The organism is Amycolatopsis sp. NPDC114484 (genome assembly GCF_055633755.1).
In genome coordinates this window covers 169,651-192,628 of record NZ_JBVKDQ010000011.1, presented here as the reverse complement: position 1 = coordinate 192,628, position 22,978 = coordinate 169,651, and the positions used below count along the sequence as shown (strand labels likewise).

Below are 22,978 nucleotides of genomic sequence, written 5' to 3'. Positions count from 1 at the left end.
ATGCTCGGAAGGGTTTATTCGTGAAGGCAGTGGTCTACCGCAGCACCGGCGGCCCCGAGGTGCTCCGTCTCGTCGAGCGGGACGTTCCCGCCGCGGCACCGGGACAGGTCCGGGTCCGCGTCGTCGTGTCCGGCGTGAATCCGACCGACTGGCGCAGCCGTTCCGGCCAGTCGTCAGGACTGCGGTTCGAGGAACAAGTCCCGCATCAGGACGGCGCCGGAATCGTCGACGCGGTCGGCGAGGGCGTGCGGGATTTCTCGCCAGGCCAACGGGTCTGGCTGTGGGACGTCGCATTCGAAAGCCCGGCGGGCACCGCGCAGGAGTTCGTCTCGGTTCCCGCCCGCCACGTTATGCCGCTGCCGGACGGCACGAGCTTCGACGTCGGAGCCAGCCTCGGCATCCCGGCCCTGACCGCGCACCGCACCCTGACCACTTCGGCCCGAGGACCGCGCCGCCTCGGCCCCGGCACGATGGCCGGCCGCACCGTACTGGTCCAGGGCGGCGCCGGGTCGGTCGGCCACGCCGCGATCCAGCTTGCGGCCTGGTCGGGCGCGACCGTCCTGGCGACCGTCAGCAGCCCGGAAAAGGCGGAACTCGCCCGCAACGCCGGTGCCGATCACGTCATCGACTACCGCACCGAGGACGTCGCCGCGCGCGTCTCGCGGCTGGCGCCCGCCGGGGCACACCACATCGTCGAGCTCGACCTCGGCGCCAACCTGACTGCCGACCTGGCCGCGCTCGCCCACGGCGGCAACATCAACGTCTACAGCTACGGCGACGCCGACCGCCTCCCGATCCCGTCGCGGGAAATGCTGGTCAAAAACGTGCAGCTGGATTTCACCTTCACCTACACGACCGATCCGGAAAGCAAAGCGAACGCGCTGGCCGACGTGCACGCCGCCGCGGCCGCAGGCGCACTGGAGGTCGGTGCCGAGCACGGGCTTCCGATCCACCGGTACGGACTCGACCGCGTCGCGGACGCCCACCGCGCGGTCGAACGCGGGGCCCTGGGAAAGGTCCTTGTCGACGTGACACCGGCGTAACGCGGTCCGTGAGGGGAACCCTGAGGGAATCTGATTCCCTCAGGGTTCCCCTCACGGACTTGAAGCTGCACCGGCGAATGACCGCTCAGTTGTACTCGGAAATCTCCACCCCGAACGTCCCCGGCTCCAGCGCCTCGAAGATATGCGGAACGTCCCCGGGATAGCAGATGTAATCCCCCGGCAGCAGCTCCACCGGATCGTCCATGATCCCGATCCGGGCCCGTCCCGCGCACAGCACGGTGTGCTCGACCACGCCGCTCATGTGCGGATCCGACCGCCGCGGGATGCCCGGCTCCGCGCTCACCAGGTAGATGTCCCGGCGCGCCGCGGACGGGCACGCGGACAGCAGCGTGCACGCGTAGTCGGCGTGTTCGGCGAACACCGTCGGGCCCTTGCCCGCGCGGATCACCTTCACCTCCTGCCGTTCCGGCTCGACCAGCCGGGAGAACGGCACGTCCAGCGCGACGCCGAGGGCCCACAGCGTCTCCACGCTCGGGTTGCCGGACCCCGATTCCAGCTGGGACAACGTGGATTTCGCCAGGCCCGCCCGGCGCGCGACCTCGGTCAGCGAGAGGCCGGCGCGGGCCCGTTCGCGGCGCAGGGACGCCGCGATGATGTCCAGCGGCGCGCCCGTGCTCTCGTTCGGCATGTGTGTTCGCTCCATCAGTCTTCTCGTTCGCCTTGACGAACAGGCCCCGACGTGTTCAGCATAGGACACTATGCGTTCGATTTGGCGAACACTCGATCGCGGCCTCGCCCGCGACATCGGTCTCGTGTGCCTGGCCGACGCCCTCGTGGCCGTTTCCTACGGCACCATCGCGGTGGGCTCCGGCTTCCCGCTGTGGGCGCCGATGCTCCTGTCCCTGCTGGTCTTCGCCGGCGCGTCGCAGTTCATGTTCGTCGGCATCGTCGCCTCGGGCGGCAATCCGCTCGCCGCGGTCGCCGCCGGGCTGCTGGTGAACGCGCGGCACGTGCCGTTCGGGTTCGCGATCGGCGACGCGCTCGGCCGCGGCCTGCTCGGGCGGCTGGCCGGAAGCCATCTGATGATCGACGAATCCGTGGCGTTCGCGCTGGCCCAGCGCGACGCCGACCGGCGGCGCGCGGCGTACTGGGCGTGCGGCGCCGGGCTGTTCGTGTGCTGGAACCTCGGGGTCGTGCTCGGCGCGTTCGCCGGGTCCGCGATCAGCGACACCGACGCGTTCGGCCTGGACGCCGCCTTCCCGGCGGTGCTGCTCGCGCTGGTGCTGCCGTCGCTGAAGGACCGGGCCGCGCGGTTGCCGGTGCTGATCGGCGTGGTGGTCGCGCTCGCGGCCACTCCCCTGCTCCCGGCGGGCCTGCCAGTGCTGCTGGCGCTGGTCGGGGTGGTGGCCGGAGCCGCGGCGAAAGAGCCGAAGTCCTTGGAAGGAGCGCACTGATGGACGGCGCGGAACTGATCATCGCGACGCTCGTACTGGCGGCGGGGACGTTCGCGTTCCGCCTCGCCGGACCGCTGTTGCGCACGAAAGTGCGGCTGTCCCCGCGCGCCGAGCGGCTGATGACGCTCTCGGCGGTAGTCCTGCTCGCCGCGCTGGTCGCGACCAGCGCGTTGACCCAGGGGCAGGAATTCGCCGGGATCGCCCGGCCTGCCGGAGTGCTGGCGGGCGGGGTGCTCGCGTGGCGGAAAGCGCCATTTGTGCTGGTAGTGATCGCCGCCGCGGCGACCGCGGCGTTGCTCCGGCTAGCCGGAGTGCCGTAACCGCTCCCGGCGAAATTGCGCGGCACCCTTCGGCAAAGAATTCTCGGCAAGCGAAGAAAGACCAGTTTTTCACTCGGCACGCAATAACGATCGGGAGGGGGAGACGAGTGCTCGTCTCCCCCTCCCGCCGGTGGGGAAATCAGTTTCGGTTCATCGAGCGGAAATCGCCCGCGAACCCGTCACGCCGGCAGCGCCGCACGTCGGCTCGTCCGGCTGCGCGGACACGCTCACCGCGTCCCAAGCCGCCTTCACCGTGTTGAACTCGGTGCAGCCGTTGGGGAACAGGCTCTTCGCCGCGGTCAGCGTCCAAGTGCGGTAGCTCTGGTAGGAGCTGCCGGAGGTCTTGAGCAGCATCGCGTTGTAGAAGATCTTCACGGCGGTCTGCACGCCGACCCCGGTCACGCTGGAGTTGTTGCACGTCGGGCTGGCCGGCTGGCCGTTGGTCGGGCTCGATCCCTCGGCGAGGAGATAGAACCAGTGGTTGCCGGGGCCGGCCGCGGCGTGCACCTCGGTGCCCGGGATCGAGTCGTCGTAGCAGTTCGCGTGGCCCAGCTGCGACGGGTCGTACATGTTGCGGATCGGCCCGCTGCCGACGAGGTTCACCTGGTTGCCGACGAGGAAGTCCGGGACCGCGTACGGCGAGGGCTCGTTGGCGAACCACTCGGACGAGGCGCCGTAGACGTCCGCGACGAATTCCTGGGTGCCGCTGCCGGACATGCTGCCCGGGGTGTGGTCGTCGATGCCGTGGCCGAACTCGTGCCCGATCACGTCGAGCGAGCCGATCCACTGGCCCGCGGTGTTGTTGCCGACCTGGACCTGGGTGCCGTCGTAGTAGGCGTTCTGCTCGTTGAGGCCGACGCGGATCGGCCAGCCGCCGCCGTTGCCGTCGAAGCTGTTGCGGCCCAGCCACTGCGTCAGCATCTTGTTCTCTTGCTGGATGCCGTACAGGGCGTCGGCGCAGCCGGTTTCCTTGTCGGTCTCGTCGCCGTTGCCCCAGCTGTCCGTCGACTTGGTGAAGGTCTGCTGGGTGGAGGCGTCCTGGCAGCTGAGGTTCGCGATGGTCGGATCGGTCATCGAGAAACCGCCGGCGCCGTCCGAGGACGTGTCGAGATGCAGCGGCTCCGGGCCGTTCCACACGCCCTGCGCGTCGCCGTAGGCCACGTGCTCCTGCGTGTGCAGGACCTTCCCGGTCGTCGCGTCGACGACGACGTCCAGCTTGCTCGGCCCTTCCGCGTTCCGCCCGGTCACCCTGGTCGTCCAGGCGAGTTTCGGGCTTCCGAGCGCGTAAGCGGCGAGCGTCGCGGGCTGCACACTGTCCACAGTGGGCACTTGGGTACGGGCGATCGCTTCGGCTTGCTTCGCGGTCAGTTTCGGCGACGTGCTCGGCAGGTCGATCGCGGCGGTCTGCGCGACCGAGGTGGCGAGCACCTGCCCGGAGGAGTTCGTGGCCACGACGAAGTCGCCGCCGACGACCGGAAGGCCCTTGTAGGTGCGGTCGTACGGCACGTACTTCAGCCCGTTGGTCGACGAGATCACCTTGTGCTGCTGGAAAACGTCGTCCTTGCTGGCGTGCAGCGCGGCGGGCCGGGAGGCGACCAGGGTCTGCGCGGCGCCGGCGGCCATCGCCTCGGCGGCCTGCGGACTCTGCGGTTCGAGAGGCTGTGCGTGGGCGGCGGTGGCCGTGGTGACGGCCCCGGCCAAGACCCCGGCTGCGAGCAGCACGAGCGGTCGGCGCGATTTCATCGGCGGTGTTCTCCTCCGGACAGGCCGGATCAGACCCGGGGGTGGGGGCCGGATTCGGAAGTGGAATGGGATCGAACCCCGCCAAGAGTCGGGTTTTTCCCAACTTGGGACAACCGACGAAGGTCGTTAATTTATCAACTTCGCCGCATCGGTCCTGATTTCCGGTTCCCGTTTTCCGGGAATTCCTCTTTCCGCCCAAGAATCGCCACTCGCCCACCTCGGCAGCAGACCGGCGTTCAGGATAAATCCGGCATCAATTCCCGGACAGTCCTTTGTGGACACGTCAAGCCGAGCCGTCCACAAGGGAATCGAGCGCCCCGGGACGCGGGCAGCCCTCGCTCAGCGAACGGCTGGTCCCGGGCCGTCCGCCTTGCTTCCCGGCGGGTCGCGGGTGTGTGATCGAGGACACAGTTCTTCCACCCGCCGTCGCTGAGGAGGCCGTCATGGCCGACAAGCAGAACAGGAGTACCGACCCCGGGGCCGCCGTCGCTGTGGACGACCCCGCCAAGGTGCGCAACGTCGTCCTCGTCGGGCCCTCCGGTTCCGGGAAGACCACGCTCACCGAGGCACTGCTCGCCGCGTCCGGCACCGTGCCGCGCGCCGGTTCGGTCGTGGAGGGCACCACCGTGTGCGACCACGACCCGGCGGCCGTGCGCCAGCAGCGCTCAGTCGGGCTCTCCGTCGCCCCGGTGCTGCACGCCGGGCACAAAATCAATCTCATCGACACCCCGGGATACGCCGATTTCGTCGGCGAGCTGCGCGCCGGGCTGCGAGCCGCGGACGCCGCGCTGTTCGTGGTGTGCGCCGCCGAGGGAGTGGACGCCGCCACGATCGCCGTGTGGGAGGAATGCGCGTCGGTGGGCATGCCGCGCGCCGTCGTGGTGTCGCGGCTCGACCACCACCGCGCCGACGCGCTCGCCGAGATCGCCGCCTGCCAAGCCGCTTTCGGCGCGGGCGTGCTGCCGCTGTACCTCCCCGCGCCGGACGGTCTGGTCGGCCTCGTCACGCGGCGCCGGTACGACTATTCCGCCGGCTACCCGCCGCGCGTGAGCGACCCGGACCCGGCCGCGCTGGACGGGCTCGCCGACGCCCGCAACGAACTGATCGAGGGCATCATCGCCGAGAGCGAGGACGAGACCCTCATGGACCGCTACCTCGGCGGCGAGGAGATCGCCGAGGACGTGCTGATCGCCGACCTCGAGACGGCCGTCGCGCGCGGTTCGTTCCACCCGGTCATCCCGGTCTGCGCGACCAGCGGGGTCGGCCTCGCCGAGGTGCTCGACGGCATCGTGCGGGCCTTCCCCTCGCCGCTGGAACACCAGCCGCCCGGCGTGACCAGCCCCGACGGCGCCGCGCACGACGCGCTGTCCGCCGACCCGGCCGGCCCCCTCGCCGCCGAGGTCGTGCGCACCGCGGTTGACTCGTACGTGGGACGAGTTTCGCTCGTCCGGGTGTTTTCCGGGACGCTGCGGCCGGAGAACGCTGTGCACGTCTCGGGCCACGGCCTCACCGAACGCGGCCACGAAGACCACGACGCCGACGAACGCGTCGCCCACCTGTATTCACCGCTCGGCGCGAACCTGCGCGAGGTGCCGTACTGCGTCGCGGGCGATCTGTGCGCGCTGACCAAGGTCGGGTCCGCCGAAACCGGCGACACCGTGTCGTCGCCGGAGGATCCGCTGCTGATGAAACCGTGGCGGATGCCCGAACCGCTGCTGCCGGTCGCCGTCGTCGCGAAGTCCCGCAGCGACGAGGACACGTTGTCCCGCAACCTTTCCCGCCTCGTCGCGGGCGATCCGACCCTGCGCTTGGAACGCAACGCGGAGACCGGGCAGCTCGTGCTGTGGTGCATGGGCGAGGCACACGCGGACGTCGTTCTGTCGCGCTTGCGCGCGGGCGGCGCGGACGTCGGCACCGAACCGGTGCGGATCAGCCTGCGTTCCACATTCGCGAAACCCGCCCGCGGACACGGAAGGCATGTGAAGCAGTCCGGCGGGCACGGGCAGTTCGCGGTGTGCGACATCGAGGTCGAACCGCTGCCGCGCGGTGGCGGATTCGAGTTCGTGGACAAGGTGGTCGGCGGTGCGGTGCCGCACCAGTTCATCCCGAGCGTCGAGAAGGGCGTGCGGGCACAACTGCAGCGTGGCGTCCAGGACGGCTACCCGGTGGTGGACGTGCGCGTGACGCTGACGGACGGGAAGGCGCACAGCGTGGACTCGTCGGACGCGGCGTTCCAGACCGCGGGCGCGCTGGCCCTGCGGGAAGCCGCGGCGGCCAGCCGGATCTCGCTGCTGGAACCGCTGGACGCCGTCGAAGTGAGCCTGCCGGACGAACACCTCGGCACTGTCCTGGGCGACCTGTCGTCCCGCCGCGGCCGGGTGCTGGGCACGGAATCCGGGGAGGGCGGGCACACCGTGGTGCACGCGGAGGTGCCCGCGGCGGAACTGCTGCGGTACGCGGTGGACCTCCGGTCGCTGACGTCGGGGACGGCTACGTTCACGCGTCGGCACGCCCGGTTCGAACCGATGCCGGAGGGAGCGGTGGTGCCGACCTGACCCGGACGGGAGGCGGGCGGTGGTTCGCCTCCCCCGGTTCCGGGTCACGGCTCGGCGGCGGATCGGCTCTTCATCGGTTACAGAGAGCAACACTTGCCGGATGGTCCGCGACCTTCTCGATGAATGCTCGACGGCGATGTCGAGCCGCGGAGAAGGGCGGACGGAAATGTCGTATGAATTGACCGAGCGACTTGTCCTGGGTGTTGCGTCCAGCGCGCTGTTCGACCTTCAGGAATCCGATACGGTCTTCAAATCGCAAGGGGAAGACGCGTACCGGGCCTACCAGGAAGACAACCTCGAAAATCCGTTGAGACCGGGTTTCGCCTTCCCCTTCATCAGGCGCCTGCTGTCGCTGAACAACCTTGCGGAAGAGAATGATCCCCCGGTCGAGGTCATGGTTCTCTCCCGCAACAGCCCGGACACCGGGCTCCGGGTGATGCGGTCGATCCAGCACCGCGGATTGCCGATCACCCGGGCGATTTTCACGCAGGGCCGGTCTCCGCATGCCTACATGCGGGCACTCAACATGTCGCTTTTCCTCTCCGCCAACGAGAACGATGTCCGACAGGCTCTTGGCCAGGGTCTCCCGGCAGGGCGGGTGATGGAATCGTCGTTCGTGGACGACGAGGACGACGAACTGCGGGTCGCGACTTCGACGGCGTGCTGGCCGACGACAAGGCGGAGAAGGTCATGCAGAACGGCTCGCTCCAGGAGTTCCACAGTTATGAAACCGCCAATGCCGTGACACCGCATTCGCCCGGACCGTTGAACGATTTCCTCGCCGGTCTCAACCGGCTGCAGGAACTCGAGCGGAAACGCCTCCAGGACGACCCCGAATACCAAAGGCGTCTTCGTATTTCCCTTGTCACAGCACGAAGCGCGCCGTCTCATGAGCGCGCGGTCACCAGTCTCAAAGACTGGGGCGCCACCGTGAACGAAGCGTTCTTCCTCGGCGGGATCGAGAAAGGCACCGTCATCGACGTGCTGAAGCCGCACATCTTCTTCGACGATCAGATACGCCACCTCGACACGACCACCCGAGTACCGAGCGTGCACTTCCCCTTCGGAGTCCTGAACGCGCAGCCCTGACCCCACCGGGTCAGAACTCGAAGCCGCCCGGTCGCCCGTTCCGGTCCGCCACCAGACCGGCCAGTGTCGCCACCGCGATCTCCGCCGGAGTCCGCGAGCCGATGTTCAGCCCGACCGGCCGGTGCACCCGCGCGATGTCCGGTTCCGCCACCCCCAGCGCCCGCAGCGCTTCCACGTGCGGGCCCGGATGCCGCGGGTTGCCCAGCACGCCCACCCACCGCGTCGGCACCGCCAGCGCGGCCTGCAGGACCGTCCCGAGTTCCGGCCGGTGGTGGTCGGTCACCACGACGTCCGCGTCCGGCCCCGGCGAGGGTGCGGTCGTGCGGACCTCGACGCCCTCGGGTGCGTCGCTGGCCCGCGCCTCGTCCGGCTCGAACAGCACGGCGCGGTAACCCAGATCGGCCGCGTAGCGCAGCAGGTACTGGGCCACCGGCGAGGAGAACACGGCCACCAGGGTCCGTTCGGCGGGCGGCTCTTCGACCTCGCCGTGTGCGACGGCGCAGGCATCGGGTTCGGTCGTCATGCGCCTCAGTCTGCCTCAGAGGTCCGGTTCGGCGAATTCGAAGTACTCCGGCAACGGCGCGGTCCCGGCCAGCTTGAAATACCGCACCTTCCGGCGACGCCGCAGCGCCAGCGTGTCCCGCACCGCGTCGTTGTGCACGCGGCGCGCGATGACGACCCGGTGTTCGGCGTCGGTCAGTTCCTCGGCGAGCACCAACGGCAGCCGGGACCGGTCGATTCGCGCCAGGACCAGCGTCAGTTCGTTCTCCGCTGCCTCACGGTCGGGCCGCGGGGCATCTTCCGCCCGCGCGGCCGCGGCGTGCAGATCGGCACCGTCGTGCAGTACGGCGGCGACCGCCCGCGCCACCACGGCCCGGCGCGCGAGAGCAGCTTCCAAAGCGGCCCAGCCGGCGTCGGTCCGGACGTGCAGGCGGTCGAGCCGGTTCGCGGTCGCGACCAGGAACAGCCCGCCGAGCACCACGACCGCGGCCGCCGCCACGAGCAGCCACACCAGGACCGTCACGCGAGCTCCCGCTCCCCCGCCGCGACCAGCCGGGGATCCGCCGCGATGGCGGTCTCGTACACCCGCAGCACCTGGGTGACCACGACCGCCCAGTCGTACGCCGTCACGCGCTCGCCCGCCGCGGCCGCGAGCGACGCCCGGCGCGCCGGATCGCCCAGCAGTTCGCGCAGGCCGTCAGCCAGGGAGGCCGGGTCGCCGGTGGTGGTGAGCAGCCCGGCGCGGCCGTCGTCGAGCACGCGACGGAACGAATCGAGACCGCTGGCCAGCACCGGAGTGCCCGCGGCCATCGCCTCGGTGAGGATCATCCCGAAGCTCTCGCCGCCGGTGTTGGGCGCGCAGTAGACGTCCACGCTGCGCAGCGCCCGGGCTTTCGTCTCGTCGTCGACCTGGCCCAGCAGTTCGATGTGCGGCCACAGCCGCGGCCCGGCCATCCGCCGCAGCTGGTCCGGCTCGCCCCGGCCGACCACGAGAAGCCGCAGGTCCTCGAACTCCGGCAGCAGTCGCCGCGCGGCCTCCAGCAGCACGTCCATGCCCTTGCGCGGTTCGGTGAACCGCCCGACGAACCCGATCGTCCCGCCCGCGCGCGGGTAGCCCTCCAGCGGCAGGGCCCGGGAGAAGAAGTCGACGTCGACGCCGTTCGGGATCTCGACCGCGTCGCCGCCCGCGTGCTCCACCTGCACCCGCCGGGCCAGCGCGGACACCGCGATCCGCGCGGTGATCTTCTCCAGCAGCGGACGCAGCACCGGCTGGAACGCCGCCAGCGTCCGCGAGCGCGTCGTGGCGGTGTGGAAGGTGGCGACGATCGGCCCGTCCGCGACCTTCAGCGCCAGCAGGGACAGGCTCGGCGCGGCCGGTTCGTGCAGATGCAGCACGTCGAAGCCGTTGTCCCGGATCCACCGCCGCACCCGGGCGTAGGAAACCGGCCCGAACTGCAGCCGCGCGACCGAGCCGTTGTACGGGATCCCCAGCGCTTTGCCCGCCGGGTGCACGAAATCCGGCAGCTGCGCGTCCTCGTCCGCCGGAGCCAGCACCGACACCCGGTGCCCGCGCTCGAGCAACGCCCGCGCCAGGTCGATCACGTGCCCCTGGACCCCGCCGGGAACATCGAACGAGTACGGGCACACGATCCCGATCTTCAACCCGCGCGCCACCGGGGTCAGCTCGCTTCTTCCAGCGTCGTCGCCGCGGCGTCGGCGGGCCAGAACGGCTGCAGCATGTGCCAGTCGGCCGGATGCGCGGCGATGTCGCCGGCGAACACGTCGGCCAGCGCCTGCGTCGCGGCGGGCACCTCGGCCCGCGCGGTGACGCGGATGCGCGGGTGGATGCGGATCTCCCAGCCGTCCTCGGTGAACCAGCAGCCGGTCGGCAGCAGCGCGGCGCCGGTGGTGGCGGCGAGGCGCGCCGGACCGGGCGGCAGGTGCGTCTGCTCGCCGAAGAACCGCACCGGGATCCCGGACGACGTCAGGTCCCGGTCCCCCAGCAGGACCACCACCTTGTTCTCGCGCAGCCGCCGCAGCAGCAGCCGCATCGCCGCGCTGTCGCCGGTCAGCGGCACGATCTCGAAGCCGAGCGATTCGCGGAACGACACGAAGCGGCGGTACAGCGATTCGGGCTTCAGCCGCTCCGCGACCGTGGTGAAGGTGCCCGCGTAACTGGCGAGCCAGACCCCCGCGATGTCCCAGTTCCCGCTGTGCGGCAGCGTCATCACCGCGCCGTTGCCCTCGGCGAGCGCCGCGTCGATGTTCTCCGCGCCGGTCACCGTCACCTGCTTCGCGACCGCCGCGTGGTCCATCGCCGGGAGCCGGAACGTCTCGAACCAGTACCGCGCGTACGACCGCATCGCGCGCCGGACCAGTTCGTCCAGCTCCGCTTCCCCGGCCTGCGGCACGACGCGGGCGAGGTTGGCGCGCAGCTGCCGCACTCCCCCGCCGCCGCGCCGGGCGGCCATGTCCGCGCCGAAGGCGAACGTCGCCGACCCGAACGACCGCGGCAGCCGCCGGACGAGCCGCCAGCCCGTCGCGTAGCCGAACTCGCCGAGCCGCTGGGACAGTGTGCTCACGGTTGCGTCCCGCCCGCCGAGGAATCGGCCTGTTTCGCCGCGACCGCCCGCGCCGCGCTCGCCACCGCCGCCGCCCGTTGCAGCAGCGTGATCACCGACAGCACGGCGAGCAGCCACAGCGTGATCTCCACGGTGTAGGGCACGCCCAGGCCGTGCAGTCCGGTGCCGACCAGCGCGATGATGAGCCGCTCCGCGCGTTCCACCAGCCCGCCGTCGGCTTCGAGGCCGGACGCTTCGGCGCGGGCCTTCACGTAGGAAATGACCTGGGCCAGCACGAGGCAGATCAGCGCGGCGGCCGCGGCCCGGTTGTTGTGGTCCTGCACGAAGCACCACCACGCGATCGCGGCGAACAGCGCGCCGTCGACCAGCCGGTCGCAGGTCGCGTCGAGCACCGCGCCGAACGGCGTCCCGTACCCGCGGGCACGGGCCATCGCGCCGTCGAGCAGGTCGAGCATCGCGAAGCCCCACACGGTGAACGTGCCCCACAGCAGCATCCCCTGCGGGAAGAAGACCAGCGCGCACGCCACGGCGCCCGCGGTGCCGAGCACGGTCATCGCGTTCGGGGTCAGTCCGGCGCGGACCAGGGTGGCGCCGATCGGGTCCGTCACGCGGGAGACCGAGGCACGGGCGAAAATGTTGAGCATCTTCCTCGTCTGTGCACCTGATTCGGGGGCGGGTGGGCGACGAAAGCCTATCGACCCCGCTCTCCGGACCGGACGTGCCCGCCCGCGACCCGCCGGAACGTCAGCCGGATTTCGGCAGTTCGACGACCGGCGCGGCGAATTCCGCTGCCTCTTCGGCCTCTCGCACGGCCTGGCACTTGGGCCGCAGCCCGGCCAGGATCGCCTCGGAGATCTCGCCGAGCTGGCGCACCTGCTCGGCCGACAGCTGGTCGAACAGCGTCTCCCGGACCGCCTCGACGTGCCCGGGCGCGGCTTCCTCGAGCGCGGCGAACCCGGAGTCGGTGAGCACCGCCCACGACCCGCGCTTGTCCGTGGGGCACGACTCGCGCTGGACCCAGCCCTTGGCCTCCAGCCGCGCCACCGCGTGCGACAGCCTGCTGCGCGACGAACCGCGCACCGACGCGAGCTCGCTCATCCGCAGCCGCCGTCCGTCCGCTTCGGACAGCGCGACGAGCACCTCGTAGTACGTGTGCGGCATGCCCGACTCGTGCTGCAGCTGTCCTTCGAGGTGTGCGTGCAGCAGCGAACTGGCCTGGGCGTAGGCGCGCCAGACCCGCTGCTCTTCGTCGGTCAGCCAGCGTGGTTCGGACATATCGTCATCATACGCTGGTTGAGCACTCAATTACCGCAGCGCGACCGGCCTCACCACGCGCCCGCCAGCAGGTCGCGGGTTTCGCCGAGCAGCTGCGGCAGCACCTTCGTGTGGCCGATCACCGGCATGAAGTTCGCGTCGCCGCCCCAGCGCGGCACCAGGTGCTGGTGCAGGTGCGCGGCGATGCCCGCACCGGCGATCACGCCCTGGTTCATCCCGATGTTGAACCCGTGCGCCGCCGAGACCGCCCGGATCACGCCCATCGCGTGCTGGGTGAACTCGGCCAGCTCGCGCGTCTCCTCGGCGCTCAGGTCGGGGTAGTCCGCGACGTGCCGGTACGGGACCACCATCAGGTGCCCCGGGTTGTACGGGTACAGGTTCAGCACCGCGAACACGGTTTCCCCGCGGGCGACGATCAGCGCGCGCTTGTCGTCGCCGAGGCCGGGCAGGCGGCAGAACGGGCAGCCGTCGGACTCGTCGCCGTCCGGCTTGTCCTGGCCGCGGATGTAGGCCATCCGGTGCGGGGTCCACAGCCGCTGCAGCGCGTCCGGGACCCCGGCCCCGTCCTGTTCGACGAGTTCCGGCTCGGTCACTTCAGGATCTTCTCCACGGCCTCGGCCGACGGCGACGCGTTCTCCCGCCGGGCGACCCATTCGGCGATCGCCTCGACCGCCTGGTCCACCGGGACGCCGTTGATCTGGCCGCCGTCGCGGAACCGGAACGACACCGCGCCCGCCTCCGCGTCCTTCGCGCCGGCCAGCAGCAGGAACGGCACCTTCTGCGTGGTGTGCGTGCGGATCTTCTTCTGCATCCGGTCGTCGCTCGCGTCGACCTCGACGCGGATCCCCTTGGCGCGCAACGCCTTCTCCACGCCGCGCAGGTACTCGACCTGGTCGGCGGTGATCGGGATGGCGACCGTCTGCACCGGCGACAGCCACGCCGGGAACGCGCCCGCGTAGTGCTCTGTCAGCACGCCGAAGAACCGCTCGATCGACCCGAACAGCGCGCGGTGGATCATGATCGGCCGCTGGCGGCTGCCGTCGGAGGCGGTGTACTCCAGGCCGAAGCGCTTGTTCTGGTTGAAGTCCAGCTGGATGGTCGACATCTGCCAGGTGCGGCCGATGGCGTCCTTCGCCTGCACCGAGATCTTCGGGCCGTAGAAGGCCGCGCCGCCCGGGTCCGGCACCAGTTCGAGGCCGGAGTCGACGGCGGCCTGGCGCAGCGTCTCGGTGGCCTCCTCCCACTCCCAGTCCTCGCCGATGAACTTGTCCGAGTCCCCGCGGGTGGACAGTTCGAGGTAGAAGTCGGACAGGCCGTAGTCGGCCAGCAGGTCCAGCACGAACTTGAGCAGCGACCGCAGCTCGGACGGCATCTGCTCCTTGGTGCAGTAGATGTGCGAGTCGTCCATCGTCAGGCCGCGCACGCGGGTGAGGCCGTGCACGACGCCGGACTTCTCGTAGCGGTAGACGGTGCCGAACTCGAACAGCCGCAGCGGCAGTTCGCGGTAGGACCGCCCGCGCGAGCGGAAGATCAGGTTGTGCATCGGGCAGTTCATGGCCTTGAGGTAGTAGTCCTCTTCCTCGAACTGCACCGGCGGGAACATGGTGTCCGCGTAGTACGGCAGGTGCCCGGAGGTGTGGAACAGGTCGCCCTTGGAGATGTGCGGCGTGTTCACGAACTCGTAGCCGGCCTCCTCGTGCCTGCGGCGCGAGTAGTTCTCCAGCTCGCGGCGGATGATGCCGCCCTTGGGGTGGAACACCGGCAGCCCGGAGCCGATCTCCTCGGGGAAGGAGAACAGGTCCAGCTCCGCGCCGAGCTTGCGGTGGTCGCGGCGCTCCGCCTCGGCGATGCGCTCGAGGTGGGCGTCCTGCGCCTCGGCCGATTCCCACGCGGTGCCGTAGATCCGTTGCAGCTGCGGGTTTTTCTCGTTGCCGCGCCAGTACGCGGCCGCCACCCGGGTGAGCTTGAAGGCCGGGATGAACTTGGTGGTGGGCACGTGCGGGCCGCGGCAGAGGTCGCTCCACACGCGTTCCTTGGTGCGCGGGTCGAGGTTGTCGTAGATGGTCAGCTCGCCCGAGGAGGAACTGTCGACCTCCATCACCTCGCTGGTGTCCACAGCGTCCACATCGGACTTGAGGTCCACCAGTTCGAGCTTGAACGGCTCGTTCGCCAGCTCTTCCTTCGCCTCGTCGGTAGAGGCGAAGACGCGGCGCGAGAACTGCTGCGCGCCCTTGACGATCTGCTTCATCCGCTTCTCGAGCTTCTGCAGATCCTCGGGCGTGAACGGCTTTTCGACGGCGAAGTCGTAGTAGAAGCCATCGCGCACCGGCGGGCCGATGCCGAGCTTGGCGTCCGGGAATTCCTGCTGCACGGCCTGGGCGAGCACGTGCGCGGCGGAGTGCCGGATCACGCCGCGGCCGTCCTCGGTGTTCGCCGCGACCGCTTCGACCAGGGCCTCCGCTTCCGGGGCCCACGCGAGGTCGCGCAGCTTCCCGTCGGCGTCGCGGACGACGACGATCGTGTCCGGGCCCTTGGTGGGCAGCCCGGCTTCGCGCACCGCGGCGCCCGCCGTAGTGCCCGCCGGCACCACCACGCGCGGGGCGGGTACGGCGGCGACTGACGACGGCTGGGACACGATCGGGCTCCTTCGGGAGAAGTGACTGGAACGGCTTCCGCTGATGCTAGTCGGCGGCGGGTTCGCGGATTCGACCGCCGTCAGCCAACACTGCCCGGAGACGCCGAGAGGCCGCCCCGGGCGTGCGGGGCGGCCTCTCGGCGGCGAAAGAAGGGTCAGAGCGTGTCGACGACCTGGTCGAAGTCGAGCCGCGGCAGGCGGTCGTACCACGGGTTCTCGCCCGGCTTGCCGACGTTCACCACGACGAGCGAACGCCAGTTGTTGCCGGAGAAGAACTCCTTGTCCACGCCCGCGGAGTCGAAGCCGGTCATCGGGCCCGCGGCCAGTCCGGCGGCGCGCACGCCGATGATGAAATAGCCGACCTGCAGCAGCGAGTTCAGCTTGGAGAACTCGACGCGGCCCGCTTCGTCGGCGAAGTTGTCCTTCACGCCGGGGTTGTGCGGGAAGGTCTGCGGGATGTTCTCGTGGAAGTCCACGTCCGCGGCCAGGATCACGGTCAGCGGAGCGGCTTCGGTCTTGGCGCGGTTGCCCTGGGCCATGTGCGGCAGCAGCCGCTGCTTCGCCTCGTCGCTGCGGATCACCAGCGCGCGCAGCGGCTGGGTGTTCATCGAGGTCGGGGCCCACTTGACGAGGTCGTAGATCGCGCGGACCTGCTCGTCGGTCACCGGCTCGGCGCTGAAGCTGTTGGCCGTGCGCGCCTCGCGGAACAGCAGGTCCTGCACCTCGGCGGGCACCTGCAGCTGCTGGGACTCTGCGAAAGTAGTCATCGGTCCGTCGTTCCTTCCGTGCTGTCGCCTACGCACGGCACCAACATGGTTGAACGCTTGACTATTTCTCGTCCGGCACGGTTGTGACTCAGCGCACGGGAGACGGCCGCCGTCCCTCGCGGACCGGCGGCCGTCGTCGGCACAATTCCCGCAGGTCAGTAGGCACCCTGCCCGGCCAGCACGGCACGGAAGGTCTTCCAGAGGATCACCAGGTCGAGAGCCAGCGACCAGTCCTCGACGTAGCGCAGGTCGAGCCGGATGCTCTCGTCCCAGGACAGATCGCTGCGCCCGCTGACCTGCCACAGCCCGGTCAGCCCCGGCTTCACCAGCAGCCTGCGGCGCGCGGCCGGAGCGTATGTCGCCGTCTCCTCCGGCAACGGCGGCCGCGGCCCGACCAGCGACATCCGCCCGGCGACGACGTTGAACAACTGCGGCAGTTCGTCGAGCGAATACCGGCGCAGCAGCCCGCCGACCTTCGTGACGCGCGGGTCCTTCTTCATTTTGAACAGCGGTCCCGCGCCTTCGTTCGCCGTCTCCAGGTCGTGCCGGATCAGGTGCGCGTTCACGACCATGGTGCGGAATTTGAGCATCGTGAAGGCTTCGCCGTCCTTGCCGATGCGCCGCTGCCGGTAGACCACCGGACCCCGGTCGCCCGCCTTCACCGCTACCGCGATCGCCAGCAGCAGCGGCGAAAACAGCGCGAGCAGCAACGCCGCGCCGCACCGGTCGACGACCTCCTTGACCAGCCGGCGTCCGCCGGAGAACGCGGGCGCGGTGACCCGCAGCAGCGGCATCCCCAGCACTCCGCTGACGTTCAGCCGGGGCCCGGCGACCTCCATCAGCACCGGCGCGACGACCATTTCCGACGACGTGCCTTCGAGATCCCAGGCGAGCCGCTGCAGCCGCTCGGGATTCCAGTACTGGTCGGCGGTGATGGCCACGACCCGGTACCCGCCGCGGCGCACGTGCCGGGAAAGCTCCTCGAGCCGTCCGACGACCGGCACGCCCTCGATCTCTCCGTGCCCGGTGGACGTGCAGACCGCCTCGACCCGCCACCCGACGTGCGCTTCGGTCCGGGTCCGCTTGATCAGGTCCGCGACGGTTTCCGCGTTGCCCGCCGCCATCACCGGCAGCAGGCACAGCCCGCGCCGCCGTCTCCGGTGCAGAATCTGCCGAAGCACATATCGCTGGGGAAACAGCACTAACGCGACGGCCGGAACCACGAAAAACACCCAAGGCTGCACCTCAAGGGCGCCGAACAACAATCCGCCGAACGCGACCAGGACCGCCGCGGTGATCAGCGCCCGGCCCAGCGTCCGGTACTCCTCCGGGCCCTCCCCCAGCACCCGCGCGCTCCACGCCCGGCTGACCGGAAGGGCGCACAGGATCGCGAACGCGGTGCCGAACGCGTGCATGTCGTGCGGGGCGAGCCGGTCGATCACGAAGGCGCTGATCGCGATCACCGCGCAGGCCGCGACGAGATCCGAGGCGATCACCGTCCTGCGGTAGCGCTTCTCCCACTCCGCGGCGTGCGTTTTCGGCGGATCCCCCTCCGCCGGGCAGACAACCGCCGGGTCGAGCCGGTCGCCGGAGGCACGGCCGGGCGGCGGGGCCGCCACGTCGACCGGCGGCGCGGGGACCGCCCGAAGGTCGACCTGCGGCAGCGAAACGCCGTCCGCGGGCCAGGGCCGCACCGGTTCTTCCATCAGTCCTCCCGCGCTACGCAAGCTCCCCGGACCTGATCGCCACCGGCACGCTGAGTCAAGACCGTCGATCACAGTCAGTGATCATCAAGCGGTCCGGCTCCTCACGGCCGAAGGTGTGACACTCGCCAAGGTATCGGGTGGTCAGCGAGCGGTGTTACAGAGATTTCCCAGCCACGGCCTGCGAGTCTTCCCCGTCAAGAAGCACCGGGAAGATAACGGGAATGTCACGATGGGTCACGCTGGCTCGGCAACCAGAACTACCCGCAGTAGTCAAGTTTCCCACTACCTACACCGAACGGCCCAGCAGGCCCGCAGCCGATTCAGCTCCCCCGCGCGGGTCACCGGCCGCGGGCGAACCCGCCCCAACCGCCGTTCGGGCACAAGCACTGCGCCGACTCGCCGATTTCCTTTGCCCGCAATGCAATCCGCTCCGAAATGCGCAGGTCGTCCGGTCTTCGACCATTCGGGTGGTCTGAACCATTCTCGGCGGGCCCTCCGCCGGGCCGGGAACCCCGCCGCACATTTCTCCCGGATTAGCCCGGAAACCGTCTTCGCGGCGGGGTCAGGTCCACACTGGACACTCGAAACCCGCAGGTCTTCGCTCAGACCGTCGGCGGCGCCGCAGCCGTCGCGTTGAGCGCGGTCACCACGGCTTGCTCCTCGAAGTCGAAGTGCGCCTCCAGCTCGCCGGCAAGCCGCTCCAGTTCGGCCCGCAGCCTCGCCGGGTCGGATTCGCCCGGGACGAAGCCGTCGACCAGCCCCCGGATCGAGTCTTGCAGCCGCGCCACCGCCTGATGCTGCTCGGCGAGCTGCGCGATGGCCGGGGCGAGCGCCGGGAACTGTTCGGCCAGAGAGGGGAACACGACCGAGTCCTCGCCGACGTGATGTCGGCGAAGCGCGGTGCAGAAGCTGAGGCAGTGGGTGCGCATCTCCTGAGCCAAGTCCGGTTTCGGCCGGACGATCGCGGTCGCGCTGCCATCGGCCAAGCCGTCCGCCTGCTCGCGCAGCGCCCGCAACTCGCCGCGGAACCATTGGTGCACTTCGACGAGCCAATCGCCCATTCCCTTGACCCGCTCTTCCCCGGGCCGCGCTTCGATCCGATGCAAGACGACCACCGGAATCTCGCGGGTCGTCTTCGCCTGGTAATCGCCATAACCCGAAGCCTCGGCGACCACCCGCGCGAATAGCTTCTCGTACGCCGGTCCTCGCGGAATAGCGGCGATCGCGCGATAAGTGTCGCGGCCGGTCTCGACAGTGACGATCGGATTCCGCCGGATGTTGTGATACCAGGCGGGATTGCGGTCCGCCCCGTTCGCCGAGGCGACCACCACCCCGTCGCCGTCGATCCGCAGGTAGCCGAGGAGCACCTCCCGGCTCAGACCGGTCTTCGCGCCGGTCGTCGTCAGCACGGCCAGCGACCAGCCCTCGAACATGCCGCCCAGCGCGCCGCGATTCGCGCGGAACTCGGCGATCAGCCGACGGTGAAAATCGTTGCTCACACAATTCCTTTCGGTTTTTCCGGAAAGGAGGCATCGAGCACAGGACAGGACGCGAAAAGACCCCGCAGGCACAGGCATGGCGCAGCGATCCGGCTGACGGATCCGCGGAACTGCGAGAGACGGAGAGCCCGATCTCTGTGCTGGCTGGTTAGCCACAACCTCCATGCGTAGGCCCATACGGGGCGCACGGCTAAGTTAGCACAGCCGCCGATCTTCGCGCGGCTGAATCCTTTCGCCGGGCCGACCGCTCTTATTGAGGTGCGGCCACGAGGCCGACGCGTCGAAGGAGGTTCGATGACCGTAGTCATTGTCGCAGTGGTGGTCGTGGCGGTTCTGGTGTGCGGCTGCGTGGTGTTCCTGCGAGCGCGCGGCAGGTCGAAGCGTGGCTGAGTCCTGGCCCGCCGACCAGCTCGTCCTGGCGGCGCAGCGCGGCGACGAGGCGTCGATCGCCGTGCTGGTCTCCGGTGCGTACCCGCACGTCCGCCGGTTCGCGTTCTCGTTGTGCGCGAGCAGCCAGGACGCCGAGGACGCGGCGCAGGAGGCGATGATCGTCCTGTTCCGCAAGATCGGGACGCTGCGGGCGACGGCCGCGCTCGCGTCGTGGATGTTCCGCATCGTGCGCAACGAATGCCTGCGCCGGGCACGGGCCCTGGTGCGGCGCGACGAGCCGGTCCCGGACACCGCGGGCCCGTCCGCCGAGGAAAGACGTGCTGAGCAGGCTGGAGGTCGAACGTCTGTCGGCGGCCATCGCTTCGCTGCCCGACGATCGGCGCGGCGTGCTGATCATGCGCGACATCCAGGGCCTGCCGGGAAAAACCGTCGCCAAGTCGCTGGGGTTGAGCGCCGCGGCGATGAAGTCGCGCCTGCACCGCGCCCGCGCCGCTGTCCGTGCTTGCCTGGATCTCCCGGAGGAAGGCCGATGAGCACTCGACCGTCGTTCGCCAGCAAGTCCCTTTCGGTCCATCTCGTTCGCGGGATCGTCGGATTCGGCCTGATCGCCGTGTCGATCGCGCTGGCCCCGGTCGTCGGGTGGGCCAGCCTGCCGGCGCTGCCCGCGGGCGTGCTGGCGCTGCGCGGATGCCCGACGTGCTGGGCGATCGGGCTGGTGCAGACCCTGTCGCGCGGCCGCCTGGAGCGGACCTGCGAGGACGGGCAGTGCCGGCTGGAACCGGCGACCGGGCGCTGATCCGAGGGAGGCGGTCGCCGCTCGACGACGAGCCGCGACCGCTTCCCACCTGCGGCGACGCAGCCGGTTCGATGGTATTCGCCCGCTTCAACGAAGCTGGTTGTGCTCACCTAAGGGTATTTGTACACTCTCGTAGGTGGACATGGTTCATCTGGACGAGAGCAACTGGGTCCTCAGCGAGGACGACGTTGCCACGCTCGAAGGCGTGGGAAGCACCTTGCGCCGCGAAGACGGCCATGTCTTCATGCGCGAGGGGGAAGCCAGCGACTTCCTTCTGCTGATCAAGAAAGGCCACGTCAAGGTCATCGCCGGCCAGCCGCCCCGCATCGTGGCGTTCCGGGGCCCGAGGGAGACAGTCGGCGAACTCGGCGTGCTCGACGACGAGCCGCGGTCGGCCACCGTGATCGCCTGGGGCGACGTCGAAGTGCTGCACGTTCCGGCGGCCGAACTGAAGAAATTCCTCGACCAGCACCGCAGCGCGGAGCAGGCGCTGCACACGGCGGTCCGCAAACGGCTCGCCCAGGCGACGCGGAAGATCTCCGATTCCGACCTGGCCACCGAGAGGCGGATCGCCAAGGCGCTCAGCGAACTGGTCCGGAACGGCATCTGCGAGACCGTCGACGGCGCGCCGGCCATCCGCTTGAGCCAGAAGGATCTCGCTTCGCTGACCGGAGCTTCCGTCGAAGCCGCCAAGAAGATCGTGCGCGTCTTCAAGGGGAACGGGATCATCGACACGAAGCGATTCCAGATCCGCGTGACGGATGTCGACGCGCTTCGGCAAATAGCCGACGGCAAACCCGCTTCGTCGTGGTGACCCGCGATGCCGTCCATCCTCGAACACGCCTCGAACGCATGGATCCTCGTCGCCCTGACCGTAGGCGTGATCGTGCGCCAGATCGTCAAGCTGATGATGTTCCGGGCCGCGCTCAAGAACAGCAGACCGGCGGAACGCGCGAAGATCATCCACGCGATGCGCGGGCTGATCGGCAGGGGAACGTCATCCCGACCCGGCGACAAGGAATGACTGTGGCGGCCACGACCCAGGGAAACCCGGCCGGCGACAACCGGCTCGTCCGCGAACTCGCCGCCCTGGACCTCGACCCCGAGCACTTCGTCGTCTTCGGCAGCGCTCCGTTGCTGGTCCACGGGTTGCGCACGACCGTCCGGGACCTGGACGTCGTCGCCCGGGGCGACGTCCTGGACTGGGCGCGGCGAACCGGAACGCCCGGAGTCGGCGCCTGCAGCGGGGACCCCGTCTGGCAGCTGCCCGGCGGGCGCATCCAGTTCTCCGCGGGATGGATCACGGACCTGTGGAGCGCCGACGAGCTGATCGAGAACGCGGAGGTGGTCGGCGGCCTGCGGTTCGCCCGCCTGCGCGACGTCCTGCACTACAAGCTCGAATTGCGCAGGCCCAAGGACCTGGCCGACATCGAGCGGATCCGGGCCCACCTGCGGAAACCGGACCGCGCCGGTGCGCGGCCGGAGCTGCTCGAGCTGAGGTGAACGACCGCTCCCCCCTCAACGCCGAAGGCCTGCCGACACGATCGTCGGCAGGCCTTCGGGCGGGGATGTGGGCGATACTGGGATCGAACCAGTGACCTCTTCGGTGTGAACGAAGCGCTCTCCCGCTGAGCTAATCGCCCGCTCGCGGTGCGGTTCCAGCCTACCCCACGACTTTCGGGGGCCTGCAAACGGGTGGTTTGCTCCGACTACAGCGCGTCTGCCAGCGAATACGGTCCGAACAATCCCGAGCTAGCCAAGGCTGTGCGCGGGCGGGGGCGCGTGCGGGCGTCCGCGACATCCGTGCGACGGTGCTATCGCACAGCGGCCGAACCGCGCAAGATGTACTGGTGGCTCCCCACCGGGCGCCCGCTGAAGGCTGCGCGGCACGGACGGCGACGGACCGGACGGACCTCGGGGCAGACGGTCTCGAACGGGTGATCTCGAGCGCACTCGCGACGGATCCGGGCCCCTGGTGCGTCTCACCGTTGTCCTCGGTCGTCCGGGCCGGGAAGGGAGACGAAGGGTAGGACGATGCGCAACGATCACGTGACGCTCCGCTCGACGGCGGTCTTCGACCTGCTGGCGCCGCGGACCCCGGCGGTTCCGGTGAAGGTGGAGCTGCGCTACGACACCCGCGACCCCTATGCCGTGGTCGCCGCCTTCCGCACCGGGCGGGCCGGCTGGGTCGAATGGGTCTACGCGCGCGACCTGCTCGCCGACGGCCTGCTCGCCGACGCCGGCGACGGGGACGTCCGCATCCGGCCTTCGGTGGAGGACCCGGAGTCGGTCCTGATCGAGCTGAACTCGCCGTCCGGGCACGCCATGTTCGAGGCGTCCGCACAGGAGCTGGCCGATTTCCTGGACCGCACGTACGACGTCGTGCTGCCGGGCAACGAGCACCTGTGGGTCGACGTCGACGACGCGCTCACCCACCTGATCCCGAACGATCTGGCCTGATCACCGCCCCGCGAACGGGCCAACAACCCCCCGGTGCCACGGCGGTCGCCGGGGTCGGATATGGTTCTTTCACACCACGGCGACGGGGTGCGGGCTTCCGGCCCGCGACGTCGGAGCCACGGTAGTGCGGACGTAGCGCAGCTGGTAGCGCATCACCTTGCCAAGGTGAGGGTCGCGGGTTCGAATCCCGTCGTCCGCTCGG

23 protein-coding genes, 2 tRNA genes and 2 pseudogenes are annotated in these 22,978 nt (G+C 69.8%); 13 read left to right on the top strand and 14 right to left on the bottom strand.

The features are described 5' to 3' along the window. Positions 1-20: 20 nt before the first annotated feature. Positions 21-1,043 carry an NADPH:quinone reductase gene (locus tag ACZ7SW_RS26285; RefSeq protein WP_470233009.1) on the top strand — a complete coding sequence of 341 codons (1,023 nt, stop codon included), beginning with the start codon at positions 21-23 and terminating at the stop codon, positions 1,041-1,043. 85 nt (positions 1,044-1,128) lie between these two features. Here ACZ7SW_RS26285 and ACZ7SW_RS26280 read toward each other — a convergent pair whose 3' ends face one another. Next, positions 1,129-1,692, bottom strand: a complete 564-nt coding sequence (locus ACZ7SW_RS26280; RefSeq protein ID WP_067580008.1) for a helix-turn-helix domain-containing protein — start codon at positions 1,690-1,692, stop codon at positions 1,129-1,131. A gap of 70 nt (positions 1,693-1,762) precedes the next feature. Here ACZ7SW_RS26280 and ACZ7SW_RS26275 point away from each other — a divergent pair, with 70 nt between their 5' ends. Together ACZ7SW_RS26275 and ACZ7SW_RS26270 are read left to right on the top strand one after the other, a co-directional pair. Next, positions 1,763-2,458 carry an AzlC family ABC transporter permease gene (locus tag ACZ7SW_RS26275; RefSeq protein WP_470233008.1) on the top strand — a complete coding sequence of 232 codons (696 nt, stop codon included), beginning with the start codon at positions 1,763-1,765 and terminating at the stop codon, positions 2,456-2,458. After that, positions 2,458-2,778 carry an AzlD domain-containing protein gene (locus ACZ7SW_RS26270; protein WP_470233007.1) on the top strand — a complete coding sequence of 107 codons (321 nt, stop codon included), beginning with the start codon at positions 2,458-2,460 and terminating at the stop codon, positions 2,776-2,778. Before ACZ7SW_RS26275 ends, ACZ7SW_RS26270 begins: the two co-directional genes overlap by 1 nt. 150 nt (positions 2,779-2,928) lie before the next feature. Here ACZ7SW_RS26270 and ACZ7SW_RS26265 read toward each other — a convergent pair whose 3' ends face one another. After that, positions 2,929-4,521: a M4 family metallopeptidase gene (locus ACZ7SW_RS26265; RefSeq protein WP_470233006.1), complete on the bottom strand. Its 1,593-nt coding sequence runs from the start codon at positions 4,519-4,521 to the stop codon at positions 2,929-2,931. A 443-nt stretch (positions 4,522-4,964) separates the two neighbouring features. Here ACZ7SW_RS26265 and ACZ7SW_RS26260 point away from each other — a divergent pair, with 443 nt between their 5' ends. Together ACZ7SW_RS26260 and ACZ7SW_RS26255 are read left to right on the top strand one after the other, a co-directional pair. After that, positions 4,965-7,076: an elongation factor G-like protein EF-G2 gene (locus ACZ7SW_RS26260; protein WP_470233005.1), complete on the top strand. Its 2,112-nt coding sequence runs from the start codon at positions 4,965-4,967 to the stop codon at positions 7,074-7,076. Positions 7,077-7,176: 100 nt separating this feature from the next. Next, a pseudogene (locus ACZ7SW_RS26255) lies at positions 7,177-8,165 on the top strand (5'-nucleotidase). A 10-nt stretch (positions 8,166-8,175) separates the two neighbouring features. On the opposite strand, the gene ACZ7SW_RS26250 reads toward ACZ7SW_RS26255, so the two are convergent. The 11 genes from ACZ7SW_RS26250 to ACZ7SW_RS26200 all read right to left on the bottom strand — a co-directional run bounded on the left by ACZ7SW_RS26250 (position 8,176) and on the right by ACZ7SW_RS26200 (position 19,130). Further along, complete coding sequence (locus tag ACZ7SW_RS26250) at positions 8,176-8,688, bottom strand: XdhC family protein (RefSeq protein WP_470233004.1); 513 nt, start codon at positions 8,686-8,688, stop codon at positions 8,176-8,178. 15 nt (positions 8,689-8,703) lie between these two features. Then, entirely contained in the window at positions 8,704-9,189 is a 486-nt protein-coding gene (locus ACZ7SW_RS26245; protein WP_470233003.1) for an NUDIX hydrolase, read from the bottom strand. Continuing rightward, on the bottom strand, positions 9,186-10,328 hold the full coding sequence (locus ACZ7SW_RS26240) for a glycosyltransferase family 4 protein (RefSeq protein WP_470233136.1): 1,143 nt from the start codon (positions 10,326-10,328) through the stop codon (positions 9,186-9,188). The genes ACZ7SW_RS26245 and ACZ7SW_RS26240 overlap by 4 nt, the downstream gene beginning before the upstream one ends. Before the next feature lie 17 nt (positions 10,329-10,345). Further along, complete coding sequence (locus ACZ7SW_RS26235) at positions 10,346-11,248, bottom strand: phosphatidylinositol mannoside acyltransferase (protein ID WP_470233002.1); 903 nt, start codon at positions 11,246-11,248, stop codon at positions 10,346-10,348. Beyond that, positions 11,245-11,892 carry a phosphatidylinositol phosphate synthase gene (pgsA, locus tag ACZ7SW_RS26230; RefSeq protein WP_470233001.1) on the bottom strand — a complete coding sequence of 216 codons (648 nt, stop codon included), beginning with the start codon at positions 11,890-11,892 and terminating at the stop codon, positions 11,245-11,247. The genes ACZ7SW_RS26235 and pgsA overlap by 4 nt, the downstream gene beginning before the upstream one ends. A 100-nt stretch (positions 11,893-11,992) precedes the next feature. After that, complete coding sequence (locus tag ACZ7SW_RS26225; protein WP_470233000.1) at positions 11,993-12,523, bottom strand: MarR family winged helix-turn-helix transcriptional regulator; 531 nt, start codon at positions 12,521-12,523, stop codon at positions 11,993-11,995. Positions 12,524-12,573: 50 nt separating this feature from the next. Continuing rightward, positions 12,574-13,116, bottom strand: coding sequence for an HIT family protein (locus tag ACZ7SW_RS26220; protein WP_470232999.1), 543 nt, complete (start codon positions 13,114-13,116; stop codon positions 12,574-12,576). Further along, complete coding sequence (thrS, locus tag ACZ7SW_RS26215) at positions 13,113-15,158, bottom strand: threonine--tRNA ligase (protein ID WP_470232998.1); 2,046 nt, start codon at positions 15,156-15,158, stop codon at positions 13,113-13,115. The genes ACZ7SW_RS26220 and thrS overlap by 4 nt, the downstream gene beginning before the upstream one ends. A gap of 155 nt (positions 15,159-15,313) precedes the next feature. Beyond that, on the bottom strand, positions 15,314-15,925 hold the full coding sequence (locus ACZ7SW_RS26210; protein WP_470232997.1) for a malonic semialdehyde reductase: 612 nt from the start codon (positions 15,923-15,925) through the stop codon (positions 15,314-15,316). Between the two features lie 155 nt (positions 15,926-16,080). Beyond that, positions 16,081-17,631, bottom strand: a complete 1,551-nt coding sequence (locus tag ACZ7SW_RS26205) for a sugar transferase (protein ID WP_470232996.1) — start codon at positions 17,629-17,631, stop codon at positions 16,081-16,083. A gap of 602 nt (positions 17,632-18,233) precedes the next feature. Beyond that, positions 18,234-19,130 carry a nitroreductase/quinone reductase family protein gene (locus ACZ7SW_RS26200; RefSeq protein WP_470232995.1) on the bottom strand — a complete coding sequence of 299 codons (897 nt, stop codon included), beginning with the start codon at positions 19,128-19,130 and terminating at the stop codon, positions 18,234-18,236. A 382-nt stretch (positions 19,131-19,512) separates the two neighbouring features. On the opposite strand from ACZ7SW_RS26200, the pseudogene ACZ7SW_RS26195 reads away from it, so the two are divergent. From ACZ7SW_RS26195 to ACZ7SW_RS26170, 6 genes and pseudogenes are all read left to right on the top strand, one after another. Then, positions 19,513-19,722 (top strand): annotated as a pseudogene (locus tag ACZ7SW_RS26195) (RNA polymerase sigma factor); the annotation flags it as partial. A 115-nt stretch (positions 19,723-19,837) separates the two neighbouring features. Continuing rightward, positions 19,838-20,053 (top strand): RNA polymerase sigma factor, encoded by a 216-nt coding sequence (locus ACZ7SW_RS26190; RefSeq protein WP_470233135.1) that lies wholly within the window; start codon positions 19,838-19,840, stop codon positions 20,051-20,053. Beyond that, positions 20,050-20,316, top strand: coding sequence for a hypothetical protein (locus ACZ7SW_RS26185; RefSeq protein ID WP_470233134.1), 267 nt, complete (start codon positions 20,050-20,052; stop codon positions 20,314-20,316). The genes ACZ7SW_RS26190 and ACZ7SW_RS26185 overlap by 4 nt, the downstream gene beginning before the upstream one ends. Positions 20,317-20,458: 142 nt before the next feature. Further along, positions 20,459-21,130: a Crp/Fnr family transcriptional regulator gene (locus ACZ7SW_RS26180; RefSeq protein WP_470233133.1), complete on the top strand. Its 672-nt coding sequence runs from the start codon at positions 20,459-20,461 to the stop codon at positions 21,128-21,130. Positions 21,131-21,136: 6 nt separating this feature from the next. Then, complete coding sequence (locus ACZ7SW_RS26175; RefSeq protein WP_470232994.1) at positions 21,137-21,340, top strand: hypothetical protein; 204 nt, start codon at positions 21,137-21,139, stop codon at positions 21,338-21,340. Positions 21,341-21,342: 2 nt separating this feature from the next. Further along, complete coding sequence (locus tag ACZ7SW_RS26170) at positions 21,343-21,819, top strand: hypothetical protein (protein ID WP_470232993.1); 477 nt, start codon at positions 21,343-21,345, stop codon at positions 21,817-21,819. 68 nt (positions 21,820-21,887) lie between these two features. Here ACZ7SW_RS26170 and ACZ7SW_RS26165 read toward each other — a convergent pair. Next, a tRNA-Val gene (locus ACZ7SW_RS26165) sits at positions 21,888-21,959 on the bottom strand. A gap of 391 nt (positions 21,960-22,350) precedes the next feature. On the opposite strand from ACZ7SW_RS26165, the gene ACZ7SW_RS26160 reads away from it, so the two are divergent. Beyond that, positions 22,351-22,776 (top strand): SsgA family sporulation/cell division regulator, encoded by a 426-nt coding sequence (locus tag ACZ7SW_RS26160; protein ID WP_005159130.1) that lies wholly within the window; start codon positions 22,351-22,353, stop codon positions 22,774-22,776. Positions 22,777-22,902: 126 nt separating this feature from the next. Continuing rightward, positions 22,903-22,975: transfer RNA gene (locus tag ACZ7SW_RS26155), tRNA-Gly, on the top strand. Positions 22,976-22,978: the final 3 nt, after the last annotated feature.